Genomic DNA, 18,096 nt, shown 5'->3' with positions numbered 1-18,096 from the left:
CCGGCAGGTGTTTTTGATTTGAACCCGAGCATAGTATGTTGGTTCTGGTTGCAGCCACAGGCACCTGCCCCGCCTGTGAGACGCTATTAGAGCCCGACGCCTCCGAGGGACGGTTCGTCCCTCTCCCTCGTCCAGTAGGACACCGCCAACTCGACCGACACGAACCCACAGCAGTCAGAGACGAACATCGTCTGACGGTCGCAGAGCCTGCTGCCTCTCGACTGTCGTGAGAAACCTCCAACTGGCGTAGTACCTCAACAGGGAGCACTCTCTACGAGTCGCTCACCACGGTCTGTCTCTGGGACGACCGATGGGACCTCGACTGGATCACCCGCCTCGTCCACAGCGACCATCGTGAAGCAGGCTGCGGTCGTCTGTACAGTCTCCTCTTCACGAGGGTCACGACTCTCGACATCGACACGGACCTCCAGACTACTGCTCCCCGTCTCGTAGACGTATGCGGACAATTCTGCGACGCTTCCGACCGGGATCGGATTCTGGAAGTCCACGCTACCGATGTGTGCCGTCACACATGTCTCTCCTGCGACTGTCATCGCCGCGATTGCAGCCAGTTCGTCCATCAATCGGACGACTTCTCCTCCGTGTGTATTCTCGTAGTTGTTCGCCTGATTCGGCTGGATTCGCTCGGTCGATTCGACGTAGGTGTTGGTCACTGGGACTGTCATCGTGTATCGAGTGATCTGTCGTTGAACTGTCTGTGAGCCTGTTCGACGACGATTGGTCCGCTCGTCTTGGCGGTGGGGGTTCGAGCAATCGGAGCCAGCGGAACCGCAGGTTTCTGTCCACTACGCCCCGGTCTGACGCGAGGTCAGATGGTTTCGATATCACCACGCATCCGGGAGTGGATGGTGCAGATGTAGTAGTCGGCTTCTGCTGCCAACTCCTCCGTGTACGTAAATGCGAACGTCTGACCGTCGTCGGTCCAATCGACGCTGTCGTCACCCTCGAACTGGCCGTCGGCCGACTGTGAGAGTAACGGCGTATCGTCGGCGTTGCGGATTGCGAACGGGTGAGCGCTCCAGCCGCCATTCTCAACCGCATATCGCTGTCCGACTTCGAGACTGAAGATTGGATTGCTCTCGTTTGTTGGAGCGACAGAGCCGCTCTCGTCCTTGACGACTTCCCAAGCCCGGGCACCGACGTTGTCGATCACGATTGTGACCGACGCTGGGGACGCTGCGGTCTCTGTTGGCGTCGCTGTTTCGGTTGGACTGGCGGTCTCGGTTTCAGTCGAAGTAGGGGTGTCCGACTGCGTCTCGGTCGCGGAGGCTGTACTGGTTGCTGTATTCGTCGGCGTCGAACTCCCCTCGTCTGTCACGGCGTCAGTTGAGCCGATGGATTGGTCAGCACACCCCGCTACAGCCGGGACGAATGCGATTCCTGTCGCCCGAAGAAGTGTTCGCCGTCGTTCGTCCATTGATCAGATATCTTCGACTACGTCGTCTTCCCAGCCTTCGCTATGGATGCGTTCTTCGGGCGCCCCGAGGTCTCGAAGCGTCTCTTTCGTCTCGACTACCATCGGCGGCACACCACAGACGTAGAAGTCACGCTCGGCGAATTCGGAGAACAGGTCCGAGAGGTGTTCTTGAACGTAGCCCTTTCGTCCTGTCCACTCCCAGTTCGGGGCAGAGAGTGTCACCGTCACGTCAAGCGATCCGTGGTTCGCAGCCAACTCGTTCAGCGTCTCTCGGTGGATGATTGTCTCCTCACGACTCTCACCGAACACTACGTGTGCGTGCCCTGTTCCCTCTTGGAGATACTGTCGAAGGATGGAGAGAAGGGGAGTGATCCCGGTGCCGCTGGCGAGGAGAGCGATATCTCGATCCTGATCGGCCAGCGTCAGGTTGCCTTCAATCGGACCGAGCGTCACCACGTCACCAGGCCGCTTCGTGTGCATGTACGACGAAGCCAATCCATCCTCGTACCGCCGGATCGTCAACGTCAGTTCGTCTGTTCCCGGAAGGTTCGTCGGCGTGTACGGTCGAACGACGGTCTCGCCACCGGATTCGAACCGCACAGTCGTATGTTGCCCTGGTTCGAATTCGAACTCACGTCCCGGGACACGGAGACGGAATCCTTTCACTCTAGGAGTGATCTCGTACACGTCTACGACTTCTGCTGTGTACGTCATTCAGCAGACACCTCCTCCGAGAGACACCGAGCCGTGTCAGGTGCCACCGTCCGGAGAACGCCCAGACCGAAGTACCCAGCTCGAATGTCAACTTGTTCGGTCAGTATCATACACACTGTATCTGAGGCCTAGAAATGGATAAGCGGTAGCCGACTGTCGAGTCACCCGGTTACCTCGAGGTCAACGCAACCGGAGCAACGACCGACCAGTCTATAGAGGAAAAGAATCTGTCAGCAACTGTGGACAGTGGGATCGAGGGACCACCGGTGGTTTTCTGAATCAGACCACTTTGCATTCTTGATGCCAGAGCCAGGCGACGCTGCTCCCACGTTCACCGCGACAGTCGGAACGAGCGATCACGAAGACTTCGATCTCGCTGATCACCTCGGTGACGGCACAATCGTCCTAGCGTTCTTCGCCGGTGCGGTCACGCCGCCGTGTGCCAACGGGATGGTCGCGTTCTAGGAGCGACTCGCCGAGATCACAGAAGCGGGTAGATCCATCTTCGGAATCAGCGCGGACTCCCCGTTCACGTAAGCGGCATTCCGTAATGACCACAGAATTGAGTCTGACTTCGTGAGTAATATGCCCGGCGACACGATCCATAGGTACGACATCGAAATCGACATCGGGAACCTCGGTCTGTTCGAAGTTGCCAACCGCGCCGTGTTCGTTCTTGACCAGGGGGGAACAATCACGTTCTCATGTGTTGTTGAGGACCCGACGAACGAACCACCGTATGACGGCGTGATTGACGCCGTGGCGGACACATAAGGAGGTCTCAGCACACAGTCGTTTCCGTTCCGAACCAGTTGAGCTTCAGTCTTCCCAGATCAAACGACCGACTCCTCTGGGGAGTCAGCGTCACGGAGGTACTGCTCGCCCCACGACACCATCTGCTCGATCACCGGGCGGAGACTTTCCCCGTAGTCGGTCAACTCGTACTCCACTTTCACCGGCCGGTCGTCAATGACGTGTCGTTCGACGAGTTGCTTCTCCTCTAAGTCTTCGAGGCTCTCGGACAGTACTTTGCCCGAGACGGTGTGCACCCGATCCTCCAGTTGTGAGAATCGAAGCGGTTCCTCGTCCAAGAGGTGATAGACGATCGCCGGGTGCCACTTCCGGCCTAGCACTGCGGCCGCAGACTCCATCGGACACCACTCCTCGTCTGTACACCAGGTAGGAAGTTGATCCACACTACTCACACCATGTGATCTGGTCTCATACCACTAAGGGTTTACGGAATGTAAGCCACTTTCAGATAGTTAGTGAGTGTTGACAGTCGAGCAAGAGTTAACGCTGATTGGCTCCCAGCAACTCTCCCCGTTTACCGGAAGGTAACCAGTTGAATCCTACGTCAGATGACACTTATCAGCAGGCAGGATTTATATTGTTCTGATGGCAGCAACACGACAGTCGACAGAGAGTGAGACGGCCTCGGGACGGCTCACCGCACGGCGAGTCGTCGGTCTCTGGGGCATCATCGTCGCCACTGGATGGATCGTTACACAACTGGCAATCCTCACGGCGTCAACCACAGAGACGATACAAGGCGGACTAACGGTGTTCTGGCTCGCCGGGTCGCTAGTGCCGATTACAGTGTCAATGTTGTGGATGCGACAGAACGGATTCACCGGACTATTCCCAGTCTGGACCGTTCTCGGTGTCTCTGGGCTCGTCGCTAGTTTCGCGGCGATCGGAGGAATAGTTAATGTGGAAGACGTGTTTGTCTTCGGATCACTGTGGTTCGCTGGTCCTGCAGTTGGGTTCTTTACCACTGGACAATACATGAACAATTGGAGTAGCCGACTGTACAACGTTGCCGGTATCTTGAACCTCATTGCGGCGCTCGGAGTTGTCGCCCCTGGTTTCGGAACGGTGTACGCCGCTGTCGCGGCAGTCATCCAAGGCGGTCCAATGGTGTATCACGCACTCAAAATGAATTGAGGTGATTGGACGACCGGTTACACTTCTTCGGTGTTCTCCCGGGGGCCCCTTTACTGCCTCATAGTCCAGTTCGAGTACAGGGGTACCGCTGCGACGTGTTCTTTGGCTTAGCTGAGGACTGCCTCTCCAGTATCCTCGCTTATCGATACTCCACAACCGCTGATCGCACAATCTTGTTCTCTTCCTATTATTTCACTAAAATTTTAAACTAAGATAACTTGAGGGCAAATTCAGCTGTGAGCCATGCTTCTGTCTGTGTGAGTCAGTATTGGACAACCCAGTTCTACCCGGGTTCCGGCGTCCACCTGAAGCGCCGCGTCGAACACGACCGTGCCGATCCCGCCCCTGAGATCCGCACTGGCGCTCGCGTGCACAACGACACGCCCGACAGCCCAAGCCACCGCGTGTGGGTCGTCGAAGTCCGGGAAGGCGGCTACGGCGAGTGGATCCCGCTCATCGAGTCGCAACGCCGATTCGACACTGACCTAACCTACAGCCCCGAGTCGACAAGGTGATCCAGTGAACTTTCTGTCTGTCTCTCGCAGGTGTATGGGAAGTTTGCGCCCGTCGAGAGAAATGTGCTTAGGATGAAGCTCTCGTAGACTCCGTACTCGCTCACGCCGGCTCAGGCGGCTCACAGTCGCCTGAAGCGCACCTCTCTCACTGGAATGCTGTGCGGACTAGCCGTAGTGGCAGCCGTTCACCACCCGAGCCATTCCCGAAGCCGATTCATCACACCCGCCTCAGTTCCAGTCATCCCACCACGGCTATGTTCGTCACCAGCAACGTGGATATCATCGAAGTGCTCGACAAACACTTCATACCCCTCCAGTTCATCTGGCATCTCCAGCAACGTCTCGTCGTCGACGAGTGTCACATCCAGCTCTGAAGCGAGCGGCCTTGCCTGCTGTGAGAACGTCTCCGTTGTGACGATCACCACGTCATCAACACCGTTTTCCTGGAGTTGAAGACTTGCATACTGTTGGACCTCCGGCGATCCCACGGTCGTCTCAGGCCCGTATCGCTTCGCTTGGATGAGTTGCTTTCCATCACCATCCGTCGCGATCACGTCGATGCCGCGGTCCCCGGGCTCGCCGACAGTCCGCGTCTCCCAGCCGAGTTCTCCCCAGGCATCCGCTACGAACTCTTCGAAGTGCGACGGATCCATCGTCTGGAGTCGCTGTCGGAGGTACTCGCTCGTCGGTGTCGCGTACTCTACTCCTTGGTCATCCGATGACGGAGTAGTAGGATCAGGGCCGGACATCATCACACTCACCGCACACAGTCTGCAGTCGGCTGGAGACATGCCGTTCGCCTCGGAAGGACGCGATGCCCCGATAACTCAGGGAGACTCGCATACACGTATCTGGACAGCATGTGCTGTCGAGATGTATCTCTTCGCACGCGAGGGAGTGACCGCCCATTGGAGGACACGAACCCACGTCCGCTGGACCATCGATCGACTACTTGCCTATTGTTGACCCGCTCAAAACACCCGCGGGGAAGTCCACCGCACTGCCCATCCACAGAGCTATTAAGTCGTGAAGCAAGATACACACGATGCTGGACGAGGACCCTACATGAGGCCTTCCCCCGGAGTCTTCCCCATCGACCCCCAGCCTCCCCTCGTCCAGCCGACCGCGACACCGCTTACGAGTCCCTCCGAGACACCGATCCAACCAGCATACTCTCCCAGTGCCAACTACCATAACTAGACGGATAGAAACGCCGCGGTAGTCTCACCGAACTCTCCGTAAATAGATTGTCATATAGATTCCTATATTTTCTAGACAAAACTCAGTTTTACAGTTTAATATAAAGAAATAAAATAAACAAACGGATATATTCAACCGCTTTTCATCTCCGAGATCGCTGAGTGGTTTAACAATGCGGGTGTTGAGTGCCAGGTTGCTTATGTGTTCGCACGCTTGCACTTTTGAAGGCCAGTGTCTCCTCCGGAAGCAGAAGTATGAGAAATAGTATATATTCGTAGGTCTGCCCGTCTGAGACCATCGTGAGCCACCCCGGTCAGAAGACCTCACACCCCGACCACAAGCGTGGGATGCTATCCAAGAGTTCTGTCCATTCATTGGGAACAGACGTTGGCCTGACCGAGTGAAAGAGTGGTCCTCCACTCAGTCTCAGAGAGTACACCACGCGAACAATTTGAGCACCTCGTCGACAGAGGTGAACGAGATTGTCGGTGTGCCTCAGTACGGTACAGACTACTGGTCACGATCCTGCTGCTGGGGTGGTAGCAAATAACTCAACGAGTGCAACGAGTCAGACGGATAGACCACACGCGCTACCTGAACTCCCACGTATCCGACAGTTGCTCACCGACAGCTACCGCTCACTACACCGTCAGCAACCGGGTGCAAGGCTCGGGGAAGCACCACACCAGTAACGTGCAGGCACACGATGTTCTGGTATGTGGAATGCACCCGGTATTAATGTTATATGCTTGCACTACTTGAACGCTTGGACCATCACGCCTCGCACACAGTCACATAACAATTAAATAGCAGACGTGGGCACCCACCGGTCAAACCGACTCCCATCTCTTGTGTGAGTGCGGTTCGCTTATTTGAACAGGAGTTACTCCTCTCGTGGGTCCACTACAAACTCATACAGTCCTATCACCGGCTCCCGAACCCACCCAGCTGTCATCAGAAGATCGACGAGTTGGAGTCCAAGTGTGACCGCCTGAAACGAGAACTCGAGAGTACGGAGACGAATCGGGAGGAAGCACACGACGAGATCCCACTCGACATAGACGACACGCTCCGGTCCCTCGAGACGGAGGACATGGACGACCTGCGTGGATTACTCAGTGCCATGGTGGTCGCCGAAGGTGCCGAACGCGCCAGAAAGGAGGTTGACCAGTCGTCCTCGTCGAATCTTCACGCCTACCAGAATCGACGGACAGTGTACGAATCCCCTCCAAGTTACGTCCGGTGACGGAGTTCTCGCCACAAAATCTAAGCGCTCGTCGTGCGGTGCCATTCGTATGAATGTCCCCGCTGGGGACGCCCCCCTTCAGAGCCGCAGCGACTTTCGAGAACTGTTCCACGACCTGTACGAGCCACTGCAGTCGCACTTCAGCAGTGGGAACGCGCGTGTCACTCCGGGAGTGACTGGCGCATTTTACCCGGAGCGGGACGCTCAGCTCGAAGGGTTCTCACGGTTGTTGTGGGGTGTCGCGCCTCTCGCTGCCGGTGGGTACTCGTTCGACGACTGGGACCGGTTTCGGACCGGGTTGGTCAACGGCTGTACGCCCGAGCACGCAGAGTACTGGGGGACTGCAGGAGACTACGATCAACAGCATGTCGAGATGGCGGCGATCGGCGTCGCGCTGGCACTCATTCCCGACGAACTCTGGACTCCACTCGCGGTCGACGAACGGCGTCGTGTCGCCTCGTGGCTCGGTCAGATCAACGACGCCGAGTTACACGACTGTAACTGGCTGTTCTTCCGTGTGTTGACGAACGTCGGTCTTCGAGCGGTCGGTGCCACACACGACTGGGACCGGGTTGAGGACGATCTCGAGCGGCTCGACAGCTACGCACTGACCGACGGGTGGTACGCCGACGGCACGGACGACGCGATCGGACCGCGAGACCACTACACGGCGTGGGAGATGCACGTCAACGGACTGTTGTACAGCGCACTCACCGACGAGGCGGGCGGCTACGGGGAGACGTTTCGTGACCGGGCGCGGCGATTCGCTACTGAGTATCTCCATTGGTTCGACGACACGGGGCGGGCACTCCCGTACGGTCGGAGCCTGACCTATCGGTTCGCACAGGCGTCGTTTTGGGGTGCTCTTGCGTTCGCAGGGGTCACACCGGCTTCGCTCGACTGGGGGGAGATCCGCGGGCTCTGGGCGAGAAACGTCCGCTGGTGGGTTTCACAGCCGATCTTCACCGACGGTGGTGCCCTCTCTATCGGGTACCGGTACCCAAATCTGAAGATGGCCGAGATTTACAACTCCCCCAGCGGTCCCTACTGGGCGCTCAAGGCGGCGCTCCCGCTCGCCCTGTCGTCGGACCACCCGTTCTGGCGAGCCACCGAGCAGCGACGGCCAGACACGAACGCAACGGTCGTCCAGCCGGCCGCGAACCACATCATCTGCCGAGACGAGAGCATGGGCCACCAGTACAGCCTGACGACCGGACAGCGTGGCATCGCGAGTGGGCTCAGCACAGAACGCGAGAAGTACAACAAGTTCGCCTACTCGACCGCGTTCGGCGTGAGTGTCGAGAGTCGCCAACTCGGACTGTCTGGCGCCGGCCACGACAGCACGCTCGTTCTCAGTCGCGACGGACGTCACTTCCGGATGCGAGAGGACGTGACCGAACAGTCTGTCTCGACCGACGCCGCGTACGCTCGCTGGACACCCTTCGACGATGTCGCGGTAGACACGTGGCTGATCCCCACACTCCCGTGGCACGTGCGCGTCCACCGAGTCGAGACCACAGAGTCGTTCGTCGGCGCAGAGGGGGGCTTCGCAATCGACCGAACGGGTGGCGAGGACGGCGACCGCTACACCGACGAGACCGACGACGCGACGGCCGTCGCTCGGTATCCAGCCGGGACCAGTGTCGTCGCCGATCTCACCGGCACGAGAGACGCGTCGGTGGTGTTCCAGGATTCCAACGTGAATCTCATGCACCAGCGGACAGTCGTGCCCACACTCACTGGGGAACTTGACGCCGGTGAGTCCTGGTTAGCCACCGGTGTGATCGCGACCCCGGACTCGGAAATAAAGGTACCGCTGCAGTCTCGTCCAGCGGTGTCGTTCGAAGAGGGTAGATTCACCGTCACAGATACAGAGGGGAAGCGGGTCTATTGAGAGCGGCCCGAGTAGCCCTGGCCTCGCTCGTCGGGACCGCACCGAGCACGATGGGTGCCGAACGAGAAGGTACCATCCGGGACCTCGTCGTTCTCGGAATCGGCGTCGTGACACCATCGTGAGCTACCCTGCTTGTAAGAGCTCACACCGCGACCACAGGGGTGGGATGCCCTCTGAGCTTCAACTCCCATGTATCCGGCAGGTGCTCACAGACAGCTACCGCTCACCACTCTGTCAGCGGCCGGGTGCAGGAGTCAGGGAAGCACCACACCAGTAACGTGCAGGCACACGATGTTCTGGTACGTGGAATGCACCCGGTAACCACACTAGGCCGGTGCACCACTTGAGTGCTTGGCGGCCAGCCCCGCACTCATCCGCACAAGACTGGGCTAGCAGACGTGAACGCCTGCCGATTGAACCACAGCGACTCCTTACTTCCCGTGTGAATGTGGCTTGCCCACTGGAACAGGAGTTACTCCTCTCCCGGGTCCGCTACAAACTCATACAGTCTCGTCACCGGCTTCCGCACCCACCCAGCTGTCACCAGACTTGACAGCAGCTTATTCGCGTATTGCCGCTTATGTCCAACTCCTCTTATAGGAATCGTGCCGGGTGCAGGATGGTGAGGGGGAATCAGGCACTACGCCAGCGGTGTGCAGGCACGCGAGACGCTGGGAAGCGGAACTGCACCCGGTATCGTGGTTGACTGATCAAGTCACTTGATGGCTTGGATGTGTAGCGTGAGCACTCACCCGGGAGAATGCTGGGCAGGTGGCGGCGAGTATTAGTCGAACTTTGACAGGGGCCCGCCGCCTGTGAGGCGGGATACCACCCAGCGTCCGCTGTAGGTGGTGACGCCGTTTAGAGTCTTGGCTGTCGTGTGCGTCGCGGTTCGTCAACATCCCGTTGCATGGTCGGGCTGTCGGCGAGCATCTCGGGGGTGCAACGGGGTGAATGGAGTTGGCGCGCTCGCCGTGGAGTCCACAAGCCCGACATCGTATACAAGAGTGTGACAGGGGTAGGTCTTACGCCGGGGCGACCGGCTGCCGGCCGCGGTATGGATCCCTTTCCTGATTCCTGCTCGTCGGACCAGCAGCTCCGCTTGTCTCACAGGCGTCAATGAGGAGCGCTCCCGTCGACACTAGCCAACAGTCGGGTGCGGACAGGCGGGTTGTTGGTTAGCCAGCCGGGGTGAAAACACGACCATCGCGCCTGTACAGACAGCAGACTCGCTACTCGTGAGGCGCGTCGAAGATCTCCTGCCGTTCGTTGATCAGAACGCGATTGTTTGCCGGATTGGCGGGTGAGCAGTCGAACGGACCCTAGCCCTATAGACTACTCAGATTCAGATCAACGCTACCACTCTTAATTGGTGAACCTCTGCCTTCCCGCCTTGACGAGCGCAGGACACGCTGTTTGAGATCGCGTCGTGCGTTTTTGACCACTACGGACACCGCTGGGTTCCAGCGTGTGTCTGTGCGTCACGTCATCGAAACGGGGAGTCTCGGGGCTTGACCCCAAAGGCGATTCACCCACGCATCAGTAGCTTCGATCACGGTTGCGATTGCATCGTGCAGTGCCATCTGCTCGCTTGGTGTGTACGTGTCGTCGATCGGGGTTGGATGCCGGTAGACGCACGTGAAACAGTTGGTTAACGTTGCCAGTCGAACGCGCGGTCAAGATCGTGTGGGACGTGTCCGCCACTCGTCCGGGCGTGGTCGAGGTACCGGCGGAGGTCAGGGCGGAAAGCCGGGTCGGCGATTCGAAGTATACGCTCGGCGCGCTCAACGGGCGAACACCCGCGGAGGTCGGCCACCCCATGTTCGGTGACGACCACGTCGATGTCGTGTTCCGTGTGATCGACGTGCGACACCATCGGCACCACAGTAGACACGTCGCCATCGGCAGCGGTCGCAGGGGTTGCGACGATTGAACAGTGGGCGTTCCGGAGGAAGTCGACGCTTCCTCCAACACCGTTGAGGACGTGCGTGGCGTTGAGGTGCGTGCTGTTGACGTGCCCGTAGATATCGACCGCGACAGCGGTGTTGATGGCGACGACACCGGTCCTATCGATGAGCGCGGGCGCGTTCGACACCGCAGACGGCCGCAACACGATGCGGTCAGCGTACCGCTCTGGCTCGGCGAACAGTCGTTCTTGGCCGTCTGCCGACAGGGCGAGCGAGGTGGCGGAGGCGGCAGCGAGCCTTCCCGTGTCAAGGATATCAAGCAGGCCGTCTTGGATTACCTCGCCGAAGTACCGCAGCGGCGGACCGTCACCGTTGAGGAGCTCGGTGTCGGCAAGTGCGCCCATCAGTGCGTTCCCAAGACTCCCGACACCAAACTGGAGCGTCGGCGCGTCGGCGACGACTGGGTCGCGGTCGGCCTCCGTTCGGAGGAACTGAACGACGTTGTCGGCGATTGCTCGATCAGCCGCTGTCGGTTCGCGAAACTTGTAGGGATCATCCGGTTCATTTGTCTGAACCACTGCCCGGAGCTTCTCGGAGTCGAACCGAACAAACGGGTCACCGATTCGGTCGCCTGGAGCCGATAACGGGATCGGATCACGATTTGGCGGCGCATCCGTAAGATACACGTCGTGGAACTGCCCGAGGGCAACCGGCTGTGCAGCGTTCACCTCAACGACGAGCTCGTCAGCAGCGGCGACGTACCCTGGCGTCTGCCCGAGTGAGGTTGATGGGACTAGCCAGTCGTGACCGACAGCGACCGCCTCTACGACAGCGATGTCTGGGTCTACAAGCCGACCGAACCGAACCTCGTCCGAGAGTCCGGCGATCCCGCGGTCGGCGAACGCGACCGAGCGATCGTCAACGGCCGTGCGGGCCGCACTCCGGGCCTGGTATGGGTATCGGCGCGCGACAGCGTCCGCTTGGATCAGTGCCGTATCGATCGGATCGCCGACACTGCCACCGGACACGACTGTCAGTTCCGGGTCGCGTTCCCCTGCTTCGGCTGCCTTGGCAATCTCCAGCGGGACTGCCTTTGGATCGCCGACACTCCCGAACCCAGAGACCAATAGCGTAGCATCGTCGTTGACGCTCGCGGCGGCCGTCGCGGCGTCAGTCACGGGGACATCGCCGACCCGCTGGAGGTCCTCGCTGAACGTCGGTGTCGTCACTGACCGTCACCCCTTGCTGCCCGTTCGTCGCCCGACTGCGTGCCGACTCCCGTCGGCCAGCCTGGCGGCTGTTCTGCCGACGGTGTTGCGTGTGCTCGTTTCAATACCATCGGTGACCGGGTGAGCGACAACACTTTCTGTCCGTCTTGGTTGTACGCTCGGAGTTCTGTCGTGACGATCCCAGCGTGGTCACGCGATTCTGACTCTCGTCGGGCGATCACCTCGCTCTCAGCGAAGATTGTGTCTCCGTGTCTGACTGGCGCGTGGTGGCGTATGTCGTCGTATCCCAGGTTGGCTGTGGCGTTGGCTGACACGTCGATCACACTCATCCCGACTGCTAGTGCGATCACGTACAGTCCGTTGACGATCCGGCCGTCGAACTCCGTGTCAGCCGCGTACGCCTCGTTGAAATGCATCGGGTTGACGTTCATCGTCAGATTGGAGAACCAGACGTTGTCTGTTTCCGTCACCGTCCGGCCGTATGGGTGCTTGTACACTTCTCCAACGGCGAAGTCCTCATAGTACCGTCCGTGCCACCCAGAAGCGAGCGTGACCGTTTCCGTGTCGTCGTCCGTGTGGCTGTCCGTGGTGTTCGTGTCAGTCTGGTGGGTGTCGTCAGTCATCGCTTGTGAAGTGTTGTTATGGCCGCGTGTCAGTCTCGTGGCTGTACTCCCTGAGACGGTGTCGGATCCGGGCTCGTGTTGTTGCGCCGCCATCCTGTCATCACCGATCACGGTGACGGGCGAGCGTCCGGCGCATCTCGTTGGTGACGACCGCGTACCCTTCGTCGAATCCCATCCCCGGTTTCGCCAGCAGTTGGGCGGCGCCGGTCGCCAGCGCGACGTGGGCACACGCACGGGCCGAGACGGTCGTCTCGTTGCATGTTCCTCCCAGATACGCCCGGCTGTCGGTTCCCGCACAGTCGCGGACGGCACGGGCGCTCTCCCGGAGCTCACCGAGGTCTGGGGTCTTCACTTGGACCACGTCGGCGGCGCCGGCGTCGACGAACGCCGCCACGTCGTCCCGGTCGTCACACCACTCATCGGCGACGATGTCGACATTGACACCGGCGTCGGCCAGCCCATCGCGCAGTTCCCCCATCGCGGAGATTTGTGATGCACGGTCGCCCGCGTCGACCGGCCCCTCGATTTGAAGCGGGTACGGCGCAGCGGCTGTCCGGAGATCGGCGAAGTAGTCGACGACTGCGGCACGATCGTATGGTGGGCCGAACAGATCACCAATGATGCCGTACACGTCGACGTGGAACCGCGGGGTGTAGCCCGGTGATCCGAGTTCGTCCGCGCGGTCGGACAACCATGAGAGGTACTCGCGGAGACGTTCTCCGCTCGTCCCGACTTTTGAGACGGCGTTGAACAGTCCGTGTGGGAGCACCGGGACGTGCTTGACCAGCATCTTTTCTGCTCCTCGCCGGCGGTCGTCGCCGCTTTGACCAAACACGGGCACGGGCTCAATCACCGGCTCGGTCCCAACCGCTGACGCGAGCACCCGCGTTCGGGTTGTCCCCTGCGCCGCCGCGGCCGTCGCCAACAACGCCTGTGAGACGCCGTAACGGAGGGCAGTGTGTGCGGTGTCGTCGGTGGCGTCGTCGGCCGCCGTCAGCGCCGCGTCAACGTTTGCGGCGAACGCGGCAGCGTCACGGCCGACGAGCGCGTCCGCGACTGCTTCGTTTACCACCGGCGCGTGCTCTGCTGCCCGAAAAAGTGGGTCTCGGTCACCGACGCCGGAGTACTGAACAGCTGCACAGTCTCCCTGATGTGTCTGTCCGTCGCTCGTCTTCACCGCGATGAGCAGCGCCTCGCCCGGTTCGCGGATTTCTTGATAACCGTCCGTCACTGGGCTGCCGTCGTAGACGAAGCCGTCCGGTGCCGCCCCATCGCGAATCGCCGCTTGATCGTCAAAAAAGAACCCCGCCACGCCCGGTGTCGCGGTCACGCGTTCAATCTGCATCCGTCCCCACCTCCTCGGCCTGGTCGGCGTCGTCACCGGGTCGTCCGACGAGACGGCCCTGGCTAATCGCGGACACGTCATCAGCGACCATCCGGAAGGAGGGCTCACGCCCCTCCGTTTGAGCCCGTTCGTCAAGCCTGTTGGCGTGGGTCGCGACCACGTCGTTGTCGACAGCGAGGTTGCCGAACTTTAGAAGTCGCACCCGGCCGTCATCGTCTCGGGCGGGCAACACGTCTCCGGCAGCAGCGTCACTGGGGGGGAACGGCACGTCCAATGCGCCGGTCTCGAACGCTCGAACCGTTCCTTGGGCCACGTCACCATCACCGAGTTCGCGCACACGCGCCAACAGTGATCGCACCGTCCGCTCAATCAAATCCCGTTCGCGTTCGACGCCGTCAGGATCGATCTCTTGAGGCGACAGCATCCGGAGGGTCTGTCTGGTCGCGCGGAGCCCCCGGGCGTTGGCGGCCGCCGTCGGCACGCCAACTGCTTCCTGCGGCGACTTCGTCACGACCTTGTCCGGCTCTGCGAGGGCAGCCGTCGCCGCACCCAGCCCGATCACGCCCTGTGCCCGGGCCTCGTCGCGGGGGAACCCCCCCATCCACTGGTGGAAGACGGTCGTCACTGTTACCGAGCTCGGTAACACTGATTCCCCGAGTGACTCCATCGCCTGGATCGCAGCCACATCTTGAACGACGTTACCAACCTGACCGTAACCGAGCGTCAGGCTCTCGACACCCTGTGTCGCCGCTAACAACCCCTCAATCAGACAGACGGTGATTGAGATGGATGGCGGGACAAGTGTCCCTGTGAGTGGACCGAACGGCTCTCTGTTGATTCGGACGCCGCGCTCTGTGTATGCTCCACACAACCGGTCGACGTACTGCCAGTACTCGATGGTCTCCGCCAACGAGTAGTGTGAGGTGTACGGGAGGTTATAGCTAATCCCACCACCTTCGAAGCTCTGGAACCCACCTGCGAGTGTTACCGCCGCCAGTGTCCGAGCGTCTGGCGTCCCGTGTCGTACTTGAACAGGGGCGTCCGTCGCTTCGACTATAGCACGACAGCCGTCAACACCGTGGTTGACAGCTGGGAATCCGTTGAGTTCGTTGTCGCCCGTTTCACGCGAGCGTTCAAGCCCAGCCGCCGCCTCGCTGTAGGCATTGTCTCGGGTGTATGAGTCTATAGTCGCCGGCAGAAGATCGGCTCCACCGTCCGTCTTCAGCTGTCGAAGCAATTCGATCTGACCGTCGACAGTCGGAACGCCGGCGCGCGGCTGGAGCAACACCCGATCTGCCGACTCCAAGACGGCCGCGAACCGTTCCGACTCGGGGACGGAGCGGTGGTACTCCACAGCCGTGCTTGGGTCTGCTGCCTCCGCCGTGGGCCACGCCTCGCGGACCTCACTGTCGATCTGCCGCAGTTCCTCGTCCGTGAGGCGAACGTCTTCGACCACGCTACGACCGGAGCCGTGTCGGCTCCGTCTGAGCGCCGGTTTGTTCATCTGCTCGTTCTGGGGCGTTGTTAACAGTCTCCCGGAGGCTCTTGACCACCTCGTCGAACCCGACTTCAGTCCCGAACACACGGTCAAACCCCATCTCGTGGAACTCCTGCCGGACGCTCTCGAACGTCGTCTGTCCAACAGCGAGGTTACCGCCAATGAACGTCACCGCGTCGACATCCGCCGCCGCGAGCCTATCGTGGAACCCCTCGCAGTCCTGTCTGGCGTGCCCGTACAACGAGGACACTAGGATCGCGTCGGCGTCCCGTTCGTCGGCTTCCGTGACGAACGCTGACTGTGGCGTCTGGGCACCAAGGTTGTACACCTCGAACCCACCCTCCCGCAGTGCGTGTTCCAACAGCGTGATGCCGACCGCGTGCGCGTCTGATCCGATCGTCCCGAGTACGACTGTCTGTGTCGATGTCATTGTCGGTAGGCGTTCGACAGAAGCGTATCGATGATAAACGTACTGCCGTTCGTCATGCGTCGACTATGCCGGAGAGTGTTCCAGAGCTGGCGCTACGGGACGAAGCCTCTAATCGGACCTACGTCGCACTCAAGACGTACTGACTGGCTCGGTCTGCCTACAACTTCCGTTGGGCGACATCTGCGAACGTGTCGAGATCAGCGCTCACGAGCTCGTCGTCAGCCAGCAGCAGTCGCAGTCGTGGCCGCCCCACGTCGGTCGGCACCTTCTCCGTGGTGATCAGGCCAGCGTCCTCAAGGTCGGTCTTCATCCGCGAGAACGTCGCTCGAGAGGCAAGCCCGACATCTTCCCCCCAGTGGCCGATCGTGTAGAGTTGCGCCTCGTTGCGGGCAGCCACCAACAACGCAAGTGTCACCTCGTCAATCGTCTCGTCACTCACCTCCGCGAGTGTCCCGAGAATGGTCTCAAGATCCTCTCGAACCCCTGTTCCAACATCAGCCCCGAGCCGCTCAAGTGCCCGCAGTCGCCCTGGTGTCCGGAGATTGAACGACTCTGCTTCACCGAACTGTTCGCGGTACGTCGCACACACGTCAGCAGTCACACTCGCATCGTCCTCGGAGAGAGCCACCGGCTGCAATCCCTCGCCTCCGACAATGGCGTACACGATCTCAGGAGTCGCGAGGATGGTCGTCTCTGGCGTGCCGGTGAACACCCGGAGTGTGAGGCGATCCGCAGCGATGTGGTCCGCGAGATTCGAGGCGACCAGAAAGTCGTCGCGGACAGTCTTCAGCACGCTCTCTCGTGCCAGCACATCCAGCGTCGGTGGGAACGTGTCTGTCTCGACCTCCCCGAGTGCAGCGAGCACCGACGCCGACGGATCGACAAGGAGTGCGTCATCATGTAGCTCAGCCAATAACTCAGTGAGCAATTCTACCCCTGCTTCGTCGCCAATGTAATGTGCCATATACGCACACTCGGTAACGGCGGAATTACTTACCGTTTCTGATGTGCGTGAAAACACGTTGATGACATAGCGTGAGTCTCTCACACTGTTCTCCGAAGAGTGCGGGTAGGTTGCGTAGCTACTAACCAACATACGGTGTTTGATCCTCGTCTGTTGGTTAGCTGGACCAGCACTGCCTGCCAGGACTGAGGCGGAGCAAGCGGAAGCCTGCCGATTCAAGCGAGAGTCCGAGCGTCTCGAATCGACTACAGCTTCTCTTGGGCGACAGTCGCGAACTCGTCGAGATCAGCGCTCGCGAAATCGTCGTCAGCCAGCAGCAGTCGCAGGCGCGGCCGACCAACATCGATCGGCACCTTCTCCGTCTCGATGAACCCGTTCTCCTCAAGCTCGCCCTTCGTCCGGGAGAACGTCGCCTTCGAGGCAACGCCTGTGTCTTCGCCCCACTTCGAAATATCATAGAGCTGGGCCTCATTCCGGGCCGCGATCAGTAGCGCAAGCGTTACCTCGTCAATCGTCTCCTCGGTTACCTCACCAAGACTCGCGAGCACTGCGTGGAAGTCCTCCTGGACACCTGCACCCACATCAGCTGCGAGTTGCTCCATCGCTCGCGTGCGACCTGGTGTACGGAGGTCGAATGCCTCGGCCTCGTCAAACCGCTCCTGATACGTCTCGTACACGTCGCCGATCACACCATCGTCGTCTGTCGCGAATGCAATCGACCGGAGGCCCTCAGTATCGACCACAGCGTACACCGAGTCTGCAGTCGCGAACAGCGGCGTCTCACCACTCTCAGTGAGTACGCGCACACCGATTCGATCTGCCTCAACGTGATCTGCAAGATTCGAGGCCACTAGGAAATCATCGCGAGCAGTCTTCAGCGGCTCCTCTCGAGCCAACACATGTAGCGTCTCCGGGAGTGCGTCCGTCTCAACCTCCCCGAGAGCCGCTAAGAGCGTCACCGGCGGGTCAACGAGCAGTGCGTCTCCCTCCTCGTCGGCAAATAGTGTCGTGAGCAACTCGGCTGCTGTCTCCGCGCTAATCTGATCTGCCATTGTATCGATGATTGGAAATCCCGGTTCTTACTATTAGCGGTGTAGACAGTATGTTGTAAGATGATCAGTAGGCTGGAACGACACTGTGACTGCC

At 60.1% G+C, this 18,096-nt stretch carries 16 protein-coding genes and 1 pseudogene; 5 read left to right on the top strand and 12 right to left on the bottom strand.

Annotated elements, in window-relative coordinates:
- Window positions 1-254: 254 nt before the first annotated feature.
- The 3 genes from RYH80_RS19350 to RYH80_RS19340 all read right to left on the bottom strand — a co-directional run bounded on the left by RYH80_RS19350 (window position 255) and on the right by RYH80_RS19340 (window position 2,125).
- Complete coding sequence (locus tag RYH80_RS19350) at window positions 255-686, bottom strand: acyl-CoA thioesterase (RefSeq protein WP_370905733.1); 432 nt, start codon at window positions 684-686, stop codon at window positions 255-257.
- A gap of 143 nt (window positions 687-829) precedes the next feature.
- Complete coding sequence (locus RYH80_RS19345) at window positions 830-1,174, bottom strand: cupredoxin domain-containing protein (protein ID WP_370905732.1); 345 nt, start codon at window positions 1,172-1,174, stop codon at window positions 830-832.
- Window positions 1,175-1,441: 267 nt separating this feature from the next.
- Window positions 1,442-2,125 (bottom strand): ferredoxin--NADP reductase, encoded by a 684-nt coding sequence (locus RYH80_RS19340; RefSeq protein WP_370905731.1) that lies wholly within the window; start codon window positions 2,123-2,125, stop codon window positions 1,442-1,444.
- 327 nt (window positions 2,126-2,452) lie between these two features.
- Here RYH80_RS19340 and RYH80_RS19335 point away from each other — a divergent pair.
- Window positions 2,453-2,926: pseudogene (locus tag RYH80_RS19335) on the top strand (redoxin domain-containing protein).
- A gap of 59 nt (window positions 2,927-2,985) precedes the next feature.
- Here RYH80_RS19335 and RYH80_RS19330 read toward each other — a convergent pair.
- Entirely contained in the window at window positions 2,986-3,357 is a 372-nt protein-coding gene (locus RYH80_RS19330; protein WP_370905730.1) for a winged helix-turn-helix transcriptional regulator, read from the bottom strand.
- Window positions 3,358-3,550: 193 nt separating this feature from the next.
- On the opposite strand from RYH80_RS19330, the gene RYH80_RS19325 reads away from it, so the two are divergent.
- A complete protein-coding gene (locus tag RYH80_RS19325; RefSeq protein WP_370905729.1) occupies window positions 3,551-4,099 on the top strand; it encodes a hypothetical protein in 549 nt (182 codons plus the stop codon).
- 257 nt (window positions 4,100-4,356) lie between these two features.
- On the top strand, window positions 4,357-4,614 hold the full coding sequence (locus tag RYH80_RS19320) for a hypothetical protein (RefSeq protein WP_370905728.1): 258 nt from the start codon (window positions 4,357-4,359) through the stop codon (window positions 4,612-4,614).
- Window positions 4,615-4,799: 185 nt separating this feature from the next.
- Here the strand turns inward: RYH80_RS19320 and RYH80_RS19315 are convergent, their stop codons facing one another.
- Window positions 4,800-5,366 carry a restriction endonuclease gene (locus RYH80_RS19315; RefSeq protein ID WP_370905861.1) on the bottom strand — a complete coding sequence of 189 codons (567 nt, stop codon included), beginning with the start codon at window positions 5,364-5,366 and terminating at the stop codon, window positions 4,800-4,802.
- A 1,301-nt stretch (window positions 5,367-6,667) separates the two neighbouring features.
- Between RYH80_RS19315 and RYH80_RS19310 the strand changes: the two genes are divergently transcribed.
- Together RYH80_RS19310 and RYH80_RS19305 are read left to right on the top strand one after the other, a co-directional pair.
- The gene (locus tag RYH80_RS19310) at window positions 6,668-7,060 is read left to right on the top strand and encodes a hypothetical protein (RefSeq protein WP_370905727.1); all 393 of its coding nucleotides are present in this window, start codon (window positions 6,668-6,670) and stop codon (window positions 7,058-7,060) included.
- A gap of 49 nt (window positions 7,061-7,109) precedes the next feature.
- Window positions 7,110-8,954, top strand: coding sequence for a DUF2264 domain-containing protein (locus RYH80_RS19305; protein WP_370905726.1), 1,845 nt, complete (start codon window positions 7,110-7,112; stop codon window positions 8,952-8,954).
- 1,651 nt (window positions 8,955-10,605) lie between these two features.
- On the opposite strand, the gene RYH80_RS19300 is transcribed toward RYH80_RS19305, so the two are convergent.
- The 7 genes from RYH80_RS19300 to RYH80_RS19270 form a co-directional block, all read right to left on the bottom strand.
- Window positions 10,606-12,090, bottom strand: coding sequence for an acetyl-CoA hydrolase/transferase C-terminal domain-containing protein (locus tag RYH80_RS19300; RefSeq protein WP_370905725.1), 1,485 nt, complete (start codon window positions 12,088-12,090; stop codon window positions 10,606-10,608).
- Window positions 12,087-12,713: a MaoC family dehydratase gene (locus tag RYH80_RS19295; RefSeq protein ID WP_370905860.1), complete on the bottom strand. Its 627-nt coding sequence runs from the start codon at window positions 12,711-12,713 to the stop codon at window positions 12,087-12,089. Before RYH80_RS19295 ends, RYH80_RS19300 begins: the two co-directional genes overlap by 4 nt.
- A 100-nt stretch (window positions 12,714-12,813) precedes the next feature.
- Window positions 12,814-14,058, bottom strand: a complete 1,245-nt coding sequence (locus RYH80_RS19290; protein WP_370905724.1) for a methylaspartate ammonia-lyase — start codon at window positions 14,056-14,058, stop codon at window positions 12,814-12,816.
- Window positions 14,048-15,514 carry a methylaspartate mutase subunit E gene (locus tag RYH80_RS19285; RefSeq protein ID WP_370905723.1) on the bottom strand — a complete coding sequence of 489 codons (1,467 nt, stop codon included), beginning with the start codon at window positions 15,512-15,514 and terminating at the stop codon, window positions 14,048-14,050. Before RYH80_RS19285 ends, RYH80_RS19290 begins: the two co-directional genes overlap by 11 nt.
- A gap of 1 nt (window position 15,515) precedes the next feature.
- A complete protein-coding gene (glmS, locus tag RYH80_RS19280) occupies window positions 15,516-15,986 on the bottom strand; it encodes a methylaspartate mutase subunit S (RefSeq protein WP_370905722.1) in 471 nt (156 codons plus the stop codon).
- Between the two features lie 157 nt (window positions 15,987-16,143).
- The gene (locus RYH80_RS19275; RefSeq protein WP_370905721.1) at window positions 16,144-16,950 is read right to left on the bottom strand and encodes a transcriptional regulator TbsP domain-containing protein; all 807 of its coding nucleotides are present in this window, start codon (window positions 16,948-16,950) and stop codon (window positions 16,144-16,146) included.
- 245 nt (window positions 16,951-17,195) lie between these two features.
- On the bottom strand, window positions 17,196-18,002 hold the full coding sequence (locus tag RYH80_RS19270) for a transcriptional regulator TbsP domain-containing protein (RefSeq protein WP_370905720.1): 807 nt from the start codon (window positions 18,000-18,002) through the stop codon (window positions 17,196-17,198).
- Window positions 18,003-18,096: the final 94 nt, after the last annotated feature.

Source organism: Halobaculum sp. MBLA0147 (assembly GCF_041361345.1).
In the GTDB taxonomy this organism is placed as follows: Archaea; Halobacteriota; Halobacteria; order Halobacteriales; family Haloferacaceae; genus JAHENP01.
Note: the sequence above shows the minus strand (reverse complement) of the source record. Positions and strands in the feature narration are given on the sequence as shown.

Coding starts and splice junctions, on each gene's coding strand:
- RYH80_RS19350 (WP_370905733.1), bottom strand. CDS start 686: ATGACAGTCCCAGTGACCAACACCTACGTCGAATCGACCGAGCGAATC.
- RYH80_RS19325 (WP_370905729.1), top strand. CDS start 3,551: ATGGCAGCAACACGACAGTCGACAGAGAGTGAGACGGCCTCGGGACGG.
- RYH80_RS19315 (WP_370905861.1), bottom strand. CDS start 5,366: ATGATGTCCGGCCCTGATCCTACTACTCCGTCATCGGATGACCAAGGA.
- RYH80_RS19305 (WP_370905726.1), top strand. CDS start 7,110: ATGAATGTCCCCGCTGGGGACGCCCCCCTTCAGAGCCGCAGCGACTTT.
- RYH80_RS19295 (WP_370905860.1), bottom strand. CDS start 12,713: ATGACTGACGACACCCACCAGACTGACACGAACACCACGGACAGCCAC.
- RYH80_RS19290 (WP_370905724.1), bottom strand. CDS start 14,058: ATGCAGATTGAACGCGTGACCGCGACACCGGGCGTGGCGGGGTTCTTT.
- glmS (WP_370905722.1), bottom strand. CDS start 15,986: ATGACATCGACACAGACAGTCGTACTCGGGACGATCGGATCAGACGCG.
- RYH80_RS19275 (WP_370905721.1), bottom strand. CDS start 16,950: ATGGCACATTACATTGGCGACGAAGCAGGGGTAGAATTGCTCACTGAG.
- RYH80_RS19270 (WP_370905720.1), bottom strand. CDS start 18,002: ATGGCAGATCAGATTAGCGCGGAGACAGCAGCCGAGTTGCTCACGACA.